Source organism: Psychrobacter sp., assembly GCF_035469765.1.
Taxonomy (GTDB): Bacteria; Pseudomonadota; Gammaproteobacteria; order Pseudomonadales; family Moraxellaceae; genus Psychrobacter.
This window is the reverse complement of record NZ_DATIRM010000121.1, coordinates 1-2,040: the sequence shown is the minus strand read 5'-3', so window position 1 is coordinate 2,040 and position 2,040 is coordinate 1. Positions and strand designations below refer to the sequence as shown.

Genomic DNA, 2,040 nt, shown 5'->3' with positions numbered 1-2,040 from the left:
TCTCGCTATCGTCCATTATCTGTCGTTACACCGTCAATCTACGCCTTTTTACCAAAACCATCGTTATCTTTTAGCCATCCTATGCTACCATAGATGCAATTTTTCTTATTTAAACTTTTAAACTTATGAATTATAAACACGCCTATCATGCTGGTAACTTTGCCGATGTTGTTAAACACATTTTATTGGTACAACTGCTGAATCAAATGGGGCAAAAAAACAAACCTTTTTATGTGCTTGATGCTTATGGCGGTCGTGGACTGTATTCGCTTGGCAGTGAAGAGGCGCGCAAGACGGGTGAAGCCAAAGGCGGTATCCAAGCCTTGGTAAAAGCCGATGTCGAAAAAGCACCAGCTGCCATCAAAGACTATATGGAAGGCATCAAGCAAGCCCGTTTTACCTATGACAAAAAAGTCTATCCGGGTTCGCCGTGGTGGATTGCCCATCATGTTGAAAAAAATCCAGATGCTGGCGTGCGCGGTGAAGCCTTTGAAGCCAAAGCCAGTGAGTATGATGCACTGAACTATCAGCTACATAAATTGCCAATCGGTATTCATCATCGCAATGCTTTTGAAGGTATCGCGGCAGTGATTCCGCCAAAAGAAAAGCGTGGCTTGATATTTTTAGATCCTCCTTACGAGCAGGAGCACAAAGATTTTACACGTCTAATCGATTTGTTGGTACATTCTTATAACAAGTGGCCACAAGGCACTTATGCGTTATGGTTCCCAATCAAGAACATCGACGCGGTTGAGCTGTTTTATAAAAAGCTCAAGCGTACTGAGATGAGACGTCAATTGGTCTGTGAGCTAAATATTTATCCTAAAGATATCGCTGTCGGTCTGAACGGTACAGGGCTGCTTGTGATCAATCCACCATGGCAGTTTGATAACCAAGCACGTGAGATACTACGCTTCTTACAGCCTGTATTAAAAGTTGCTGATGCACCAGACTTAACGCCTGATAGTGCAACTACCGTCCGCTGGTTGGTTGGCGAATAAGGATATTGTTATGACGACTGATCAATCATCACGTAGCCTTGAAAAAAACAGTCTTGCAAAGGGCAGTCTGGTCACTGATAAAGTGATGAATGAGGGTTTGATCAAAGAGCCTTTATTACAAGATAGCGCCGCCACTCAACCGCCCTTTGTGGATGAGCATGATTTCGATATTCGCTTGGCGGATAATGAGAGTTATGATGGCTTGACGTTTGAGGTGATTGAAGCAGAAGTCGCTGAAGGTAAGCGGGTGGTCAGTCGCGGTGTTTATTTAGCGCCCAACTTGATTACCACTTTATCGCTGCTGTCAGGCTTTTATTCTATTTTAGCCAGTACCCAGGGCGAGTTTTATAAAGCATCGCTAGCGATTTTCTTATCGGCTATTTTGGATGGCGCAGATGGGCGGGTGGCGCGTATGCTAAATGCACAAAGCCCCTTTGGCGAGCAATATGATTCGCTTGCCGATATGCTAGCCTTTGGTGTTGCACCAGCAATCTTAATTTATAGCTTTGCGCTACAGCCGTTAGGTCGCATTGGATTGGGCTGTGCGTTTGTCTTTACCGCCTGTGCTGCCTTCCGTCTGGCGCGTTTTAACGTGCAGATTGGTGAAGTCGATAAGAAATACTTTGTTGGTTTGGCAAGTCCGCTTGCTGCTATCTTGGTGACAGCAGCAGTTATGGTTGCCGTCGATCACAGTGAGTGGATCGGACAATACGATACACTTGTGATGTTCTTATTTGCGGCTTGGGTGGTTATTTGCGGCTTATTGATGGTCAGCAACGTCAAGTACTATAGCTTTAAAGAGTTTGATAAGAAAAAAGTCCCTTTCGTAGTGCTTATCGTTGGTGTATTAATCATGAGTATCGTGCTATACGATATCCCTGTTGGCATCTTAGCGATTGGTGTTATTTATGCTTTGTCAGGTATTGTTAGCACCTTACAAGCCAAAGCCACCAGTTAGCGCTAAAGCTGTTTTATAATAGATATTAATTTAAGACACGCAAATAAAAACCGCTTATTTTTTAATAGGTGGTTTTTATTT

At 43.6% G+C, this 2,040-nt stretch carries 2 protein-coding genes; both read left to right on the top strand.

What is annotated here, in order from left to right:
- Nucleotides 1–125 precede the first annotated feature (125 nt).
- Nucleotides 126–1,001 (top strand): 23S rRNA (adenine(2030)-N(6))-methyltransferase RlmJ, encoded by an 876-nt coding sequence (locus tag VLN09_RS03540; RefSeq protein ID WP_011512902.1) that lies wholly within the window; start codon nt 126–128, stop codon nt 999–1,001.
- A gap of 10 nt (nt 1,002–1,011) precedes the next feature.
- Complete coding sequence (gene pssA / locus VLN09_RS03535; RefSeq protein ID WP_325243814.1) at nt 1,012–1,959, top strand: CDP-diacylglycerol--serine O-phosphatidyltransferase; 948 nt, start codon at nt 1,012–1,014, stop codon at nt 1,957–1,959.
- Nucleotides 1,960–2,040 lie beyond the last annotated feature (81 nt).

What these genes read in the sequence shown, in the direction of transcription:
- VLN09_RS03540 (WP_011512902.1), top strand. Translation starts at nt 126, where the DNA reads ATGAATTATAAACACGCCTATCATGCTGGTAACTTTGCCGATGTTGTT.
- pssA (WP_325243814.1), top strand. Translation starts at nt 1,012, where the DNA reads ATGACGACTGATCAATCATCACGTAGCCTTGAAAAAAACAGTCTTGCA.